7 protein-coding genes and 1 tRNA gene are annotated in these 6,552 nt (G+C 68.9%); 2 read left to right on the top strand and 6 right to left on the bottom strand.

What is annotated here, in order from left to right; genetic code table 11:
* Positions 1-133 precede the first annotated feature (133 nt).
* Together F4X11_22700 and F4X11_22695 are read right to left on the bottom strand one after the other, a co-directional pair.
* A complete protein-coding gene (locus F4X11_22700; GenBank protein MYN67802.1) occupies positions 134-1,066 on the bottom strand; it encodes a carbon-nitrogen hydrolase in 933 nt (310 codons plus the stop codon).
* Between the two features lie 28 nt (positions 1,067-1,094).
* Positions 1,095-1,934 (bottom strand): tetratricopeptide repeat protein, encoded by an 840-nt coding sequence (locus F4X11_22695; GenBank protein ID MYN67801.1) that lies wholly within the window; start codon positions 1,932-1,934, stop codon positions 1,095-1,097.
* 112 nt (positions 1,935-2,046) lie between these two features.
* Between F4X11_22695 and F4X11_22690 the strand changes: the two genes are divergently transcribed.
* Together F4X11_22690 and F4X11_22685 are read left to right on the top strand one after the other, a co-directional pair.
* Positions 2,047-3,516 (top strand): hypothetical protein, encoded by a 1,470-nt coding sequence (locus F4X11_22690; protein MYN67800.1) that lies wholly within the window; start codon positions 2,047-2,049, stop codon positions 3,514-3,516.
* Positions 3,517-3,652: 136 nt separating this feature from the next.
* Positions 3,653-4,978 (top strand): class I SAM-dependent methyltransferase, encoded by a 1,326-nt coding sequence (locus F4X11_22685; protein ID MYN67799.1) that lies wholly within the window; start codon positions 3,653-3,655, stop codon positions 4,976-4,978.
* Between the two features lie 17 nt (positions 4,979-4,995).
* On the opposite strand, the gene F4X11_22680 is transcribed toward F4X11_22685, so the two are convergent.
* The 4 genes from F4X11_22680 to F4X11_22665 all read right to left on the bottom strand — a co-directional run bounded on the left by F4X11_22680 (position 4,996) and on the right by F4X11_22665 (position 6,502).
* Positions 4,996-5,072, bottom strand: a tRNA-Arg gene (locus tag F4X11_22680).
* Between the two features lie 62 nt (positions 5,073-5,134).
* Positions 5,135-5,659: a hypothetical protein gene (locus F4X11_22675; protein ID MYN67798.1), complete on the bottom strand. Its 525-nt coding sequence runs from the start codon at positions 5,657-5,659 to the stop codon at positions 5,135-5,137.
* Between the two features lie 32 nt (positions 5,660-5,691).
* Positions 5,692-6,207 carry an adenine phosphoribosyltransferase gene (locus F4X11_22670; protein ID MYN67797.1) on the bottom strand — a complete coding sequence of 172 codons (516 nt, stop codon included), beginning with the start codon at positions 6,205-6,207 and terminating at the stop codon, positions 5,692-5,694.
* A 19-nt stretch (positions 6,208-6,226) separates the two neighbouring features.
* The gene (locus F4X11_22665) at positions 6,227-6,502 is read right to left on the bottom strand and encodes an acylphosphatase (protein ID MYN67796.1); all 276 of its coding nucleotides are present in this window, start codon (positions 6,500-6,502) and stop codon (positions 6,227-6,229) included.
* Positions 6,503-6,552 lie beyond the last annotated feature (50 nt).

Below are 6,552 nucleotides of genomic sequence, written 5' to 3'. Positions count from 1 at the left end.
CCCGCGGGGGGGGGGTCTGGCGCCATCCCGCCCGGGGGGGCGGGGGGGGTCCCCCCCGGGGGGGGCCCCCGGCCCGGGGCGCCCCCCGCCCCCGGCGCCGCTTCCCGGCGGGACGGCGCGCGCCGCAGGTCGCTCATCGCGCCTGCTGTGCCTTGTGCGGCGGGTCGTCCAGGTAGCGACGCGTGATCGACGCGTAGGTGTCGATACGGCGATCCCGGAGAAACGGCCACGCCCGCCGTTGCTCTTCCAGGGCGCGCCGGCTGCATCGCGCGACCACCACGCCGGCAGTCTCTCCGTCCGCTCGGGCGATTACCCGGCCTCCGGGATCACTGACGAACGAGCCGCCCCAGAATCTCAGAGCGCCTGCTTCGGTCGTCTCCGTGCCGACACGGTTCACGACCGCCACGTAGACCCCGTTCGCGATGGCGTGTCCCCGCTGCACCGTCATCCAGGCGTCGCGCTCGGCGAGCCCGTCGCCACCCGGCTCGCCGGCGCCGAGCCAACCGATGGCCGTCGGATAGAAGATTGCCTCGGCGCCCTGCAGAGCGGTCAGGCGAGCCGCCTCCGGGTACCATTGATCCCAGCAGATCAGGACTCCGATGCGTGCGTGCCGGGTCTCGAAGACGCGGTAGCCGAGGTCGCCCGGCGTGAAGTAGAACTTCTCGAGAAACTGCGGATCGTCAGGTACGTGCACCTTGCGGTAGAGGCCGAGCAGGTCTCCCGAGGCGTCGATCACGACCGCGGAATTGTGGTACAGGCCGGCGGCGCGACGCTCGAAAAACGGCACTATCAGCACGACGCCGAGCGCCCGCGCGAGCCTCGCGTAGCGCGTGGTGAGGGTTCCGGGAATCTCCTCGGCCAGATCGAAGCAGGCGGCGTCCTCGCGCTGGCAGAAGTACGGCGTCGCGAACAACTCCTGCAGGCAGACGATCTGCGCTCCCCGCGCGGCCGCGTCGCGGATGCCGGCCTCGGCCGCCTCGTGGTTGCGGGCGGCCAGCCGGTGGCAGGCCATCTGCACGAGACCGATGGTGAACTCGCCGGCCGCCGATGCCGGCGCCCTGGTCATGTCTCGTGCCCCCGGCGCCCGGACCGTCCTATTGCCCGGAGCCCAGCGTGTCGAGCTCACGCTCGGCATCGAAACGATAACCGGAGGCCGGAAACTCGTCGACAAGACGCTGGAACGCCTGCAGCGCCTCGGCCGGCCTGGCGGCCAGGCGATAGGACTGGCCGAGCCGCATCAGCACCGCATCGACGGGGAACTCGGCGTCCGCGAGCCGTGATTCCGCTTCGAGCAGGTCAATCGCCTCCGCGTACTCCCCGGCCTGCAGATGCGCTTCGGCTCGTCCGAGACGGGCCATGCGCGCGTAGATGCCATCGCCGGCGACCTCGATCAGGCGTTGGTACTGCGCGGCCGCTTCGGTGGTGCGGCCCAGGGCGCCGAGCGCAACCGCCGCCTGATAGCGGGCCACGATGCCCTGCTGCAGGCTCGGATACGCGTCAGCCGCCGCCAGCAGCCGGGGCACCGCGGTCTCGAGCTTGGCCGCCTCCGACGGGTACGCGTCCGCTCCGGCGGCCGCCTGTCCGTCCGCAGGAACGACCGGGGCATCCACCACCGCCATCGCGGACGCCAGCATCTCGCTGGCGCGCGAGGTGCGCCACTGCTGCCAACCGAATACCGACGCACCGGCAACCAGCACGCCGAGGACGCTAACCGCGCCGACGGCCCACCGGCCTCTCCGCATGGACTCCAGCAGGGGCTGCAGCCCGGCGGCCAGTGGGTCGGCCTTGAGATGGTGTCTCTCCGCTCTCTTCATGGTGTCATCATCGAGGGATCCTGGAATTCTAACAAAAGAGCACGCCCGCCGGGGCCGGCGGGGGCCTGACGCTGCGACCGATGTGGTAGAGTAGCGCGGCGTCGCGGTCGGGAAGCGCATCAGTCCCAGCGGTTGCGCTGAATCTCTCGACGCGCCGACGCGGGCACCTCGGCCCGGACTACCTGTTGACGTGATGAGTCACGACTCGCAAGAGCCGTCGAGACGCCAGTTCTTGCGTGCCGCGGGACTCGCGCTAGCCGGCCACGCGGCGCAGGCGCCTGCCCTGCTTCGCGGGCAGGAAGGCCCGACGCTGCTGCCGCCGTACGTCGCCGACGTCGACGGCAGCGGCACGATCAACGCCTCCGACCGGGAGATCGTCAGCACTGCCCTGTACGCGCAGCGGGGATTCGGTCTCACGCCGCGGCCGGGGTTCGACTACCGGGCCGACGTGTTCGGACGCGCAGTCGTCGAGCCCCTGGTCGTCGATTCCGTCACGCATACCATTCAACGCTACGGTGAATCGACCATGCCGACGTCCCGCCGGCCGATCACCATCGCCTGGCACTATGGCTGGTACAACACCCTCGACCGGCCTCCCGGCTCACAGACCGTCCGGTTCAAGGGGGGCAACTATCTTTCGGCCGATCCGGAAGTCGAAACGACCTTCCATGACTTGAAGAACGAGTTCGGCGTCACGGTGGACGCCTTGAGCTGGATCCCGCGGCGCTTGACGACCGGTAACAATCGCAACTACTTCCGTGGATTCCTGCAGGCGCCGAACGTCGCCACCCGCCATGTCTGCCTGCTCTACGAGGACACGCTGGTGCTGCCCACCACGGGTGGGCGCATCAGCTTTCTCGCGCCGACCGTGCAGTCCAGTTTCCGCGACGACTTCGTCGCGATGGCCCGCTTTCTGAAAGACGTGCTCCGCGTCAGTCCCGCGCGCATCTTCGCTCTGGACGGACGTCCGGTGGTCTTCATCTTCGGCACGCACACCTGGGGACAGTTGCCTCTGAGCCCGAACGAAGCGTCCGCGATGCAGACGACGATCGCGGGCGCAAGACAGGACTTCGCCGACGTCTACGGGGAGTTCCCATACCTCGTCGGCGAGGAGATACAACTGTCCTCGACCGGACAGTTCTCGGCCGACCGTCGCACGCGCAGCCATTTCTTCGACGCCCTCTATATCTATCACCACGCAGCCAACATCAAGCAGGGCAGCGAGCAGCGGCTGCGGCTGTCGCCCTTGTACGTCCAGAACCAGATCAACACCCTCCGCACCACGTATGCCGTCGCCGCAGGAATCCGCAACCACTTCACCGGGCGCCACCCTCTGGTCATCCCCAATCTGGCTCCCGGCTTCGCCAAACCAGGGCATCCGACGCTGGAGATCACGCGCGGCGAATACGCCGACTTCATGAAGCTCCTCAAAGGCTTGCACACGGAGGAGCACATCCGGCCGTACTGGTCCGACAAGCTCGGACTGGACGCGCTGCCGGCGCCGGTCTACATCGTCGGGTCCTGGAACGAGGAGTACGAAGGGCACTGCATATGGCCCTTCGATTTCAACCTGTCGGTGCCGGCCGAATCGGTCGAGCAGCACGGCTTCGACATCTCCATGGCGCTCAAGGAGGTCTTCGGCTGGAATCACTACGCGTTTCGGGACATAGGCCCCGCCACACCGGCCGGACCGGTCTTCTGACGCTATGGGACTCCACGTGCCGGAACCACGGGCCCGCGATGGAAGGCGCCGCGGGGCCCGCGGCTGGAGACTTCCGGGGTGACGTCGGAGGTCCCTCGTCTGCCGCCTTCATGTTCTAGGCGCTGAGCGACGAGCGATGCGCACACAAATCCTGGCGACGATCATCGTCGGCGTCACCGAGTGGCTGGCAGAGCGGTCCATCCGCGTCCGCCGACTGTTGACGGTCGTCTATGACCGGCTGTACGCCACGGAGTGGATGAACCGGCCGCCGGCCGCCCATTCGCGGTTCACGCCCGAACAGATCGTCGCCCGGACCGACATCTTCAACGCCGCCGCCGACCGCTACTTCGCCGAGCAGACGGATCAACGGTTCCTGCTGGGCAAGCCGTACACCGATGTCGACAACTTCGCGCGACGCTTCTTCGACATCGGCGTCGTCGCGCACTGGCTCCGCCTCGCGCCCGGCGACGTCGTGATGGAACTCGGCGCCGGCACCTGCTGGCTGCTGCATTTTCTGAACCGGTACGGCTGCCCCACCATCGCCGTCGACGTGTCCCCCGCGGCGCTGGAGATGGGGCGCCAACTGTTCGAGCGCGATCCGCTGACCAACTGGGATCTCGATCCGCAGTTCCTCCCTTATGACGGGCACCGGATCCCGTTGCCTGACGGGCACGTCGACAAGATCCTCCTGTACGATGCCTTTCATCACGTCCCGAATCAGGACGAGGTCCTGCGAGAGATGGCGCGCGTGCTCAGGACCGGCGGTGTGGTGGCGATGTGCGAACCGGCCCCGGGACACAGCCACACCCAGGCGAGCCTGGACGAAATGGACGACTGGGACGTGCTGGAGAACGACATCGACGTCGAGGCACTGGAGTCGCGCGCCCTCGCGTGCGGATTCGACCGGATGACGGTGGTCCCGATCGGTCTGCCGCTGTCGGTGGAGGTGCCGGTCAGCGGCCTGCGCGACTTCCTCCTGGGCCGCGAGCTGCGCCACTACTGGGAACTGCTCACCACGGCGATGCTCACATCGACCTATATCGTGCTCTACAAGGGGAGCTTCCTGGCGACGACGCGCAACCCCGACAACCTGCAGGCCCGCATCGAGCCGGCCGTTGACCGCGGCCGGGTGACCGCCGGCGCCCACATCAGACTCCACGTGCGCGTGAGCAACACCGGCGATACGCTCTGGCTGAGCGGCACTCCGGACCAGCGCGGCACGACCCAGCTCGCCGCCGATCTCTACCGCGTCGATCCGGACACCTGCATCGACGCCAGGTGGTCGCGAACCCTGCTGCCGCGCGATGTCCCGCCTGGCGACGACGTGTTGTTGCACGTCGAGCTGCCGACCATCGAGACGCCGGGCGAATACCGGATCGTGTTCGATGTTGTTGCCGAGCATGTCGGTGCGTTCGCCGAACGCGGATCTCCGACCACCGACCTGCCCATGACCATTATCTGAGCCGGGATCCGCCGGGATGGCGCGCGTGCCAGGATTCGAACCTGGGGCCTGCCGCTTAGGAGGCGGCCGCTCTATCCAACTGAGCTACACGCGCAATGGAGGCCACGGGCGCCGGGCCGAAGGCCGGCACCTTGCGCAGCTTACACCGTCGCCCGGTCAGGACGGGGTCTCGCCCCCCGACGCCCGTTCGCGGAGCGCCGCCAGTCCGTTGCCGATACGGACGTACTCCTCGTAGCGCTCCTGGTAGGCCTGCAGCTTCTCGTCGTCGAGCGCGGACAGCCGCGCCCGTACCCCGGCCGGGGTATCCCCCGCCGCCCGCAGCTCGGCCTCGAGCGCGTTCGCCCGCTGCTTGAAGTCGGCGTCGTGCCGGCGCTCCCACGCCAGCCATTCCGCCGTCCAGCGCGCGTGCGCGTCGTCCACTACCGCGTGTGGAAACGGGAACGCCTCGCCGGTCTGCCGCTCGATGGCGCCGACCGCTTCCGGAAACAGGCGCCGGGCGGTATCGGCGGCGCCGCGCCACGCCAGCAGGTCGCGCGGCTCGCCGCGCGCCGCGGCAGGGGACAGGCTCGTGAGCAGGATGGCGGCCAGACGCTCGCGATGCTGCCGTCCACGATCCCGGCGTGCGCGCTCCGCGACGAAGAGCACGACACAAATCAGTGCAACGATGAGAGCCTCGGTCATGCCGTCCCCACGAGGCCGCGTCCGGCGGGGAACTAGTAGTGCAGCGCCGCGAAGACGTCGTGGCCAGACAGCCGGTCGCGGCCGCGCAGGGCGTCGAGCTCGACGAGAAACGCAAGCGCGTGCACCTCGGCGCCGCGCCCGGCGACGAGGTCGGCCGCCGCGCGCGCCGTGCCGCCGGTCGCCAGTAGATCGTCGACGATCAGAACCCGCTGCCCGCTGCCCAGCGCGTCCTCGTGGAGCTCCAAGGTGTCGGTGCCGTACTCGAGAGCGTACTCGACACGGACCGTACGCGCCGGCAGCTTCCCCGGCTTGCGCGCCGGCACGAATCCCGCGCCGAGACGCTCCGCCACCGCCGCGCCGAAGATGAAGCCCCGACTCTCGATCCCCACCACCTTGTCGATTGCAGCTTCCTGAAACGGCTCGACGAGGCACGCGATGGCCCGGCGCAGTCCCCCGGGGTCGCCGAGAAGCGTCGTTATGTCCTTGAACAGGATGCCCGGCTTCGGAAAGTCCGGCACCTCGCGGATCAGGCTCTTCAGCTCTTGCATCTCTCGGGTCGCGGCTCCGTCAGGTGCGAACCACGAATCCTCCGGTCGCGTCCAGCGGCGCAACGTCTTCGACGGTGATGCCGAGCACCTTCGACAGCCGGGAACCCCGGTGCAGGGCGCGCTCGAACCGGTCCATCGCTTCGCGGTCGCCCTCGCCGACCGCCTCCACCCGCCCGTCGGCCAGATTGCGCACGAAGCCGCGCACGCCTTCCCGCCGAGCCGCCCCGGCTGCGAACGCACGGAACCCGACGCGCTGTACGCGGCCGCTCACGAGCAGACGTCTGGTCACCGTCATCGTCGGGATTGCCCGCCGGGCGCCGTGATTATAGCCGACCGGCGCGGTGT

It is taken from the genome of Acidobacteriota bacterium (assembly GCA_009861545.1).
In the GTDB taxonomy this organism is placed as follows: domain Bacteria; phylum Acidobacteriota; class Vicinamibacteria; order Vicinamibacterales; family UBA8438; genus WTFV01.
This window is presented reverse-complemented; position numbering and strand designations above follow the sequence as displayed.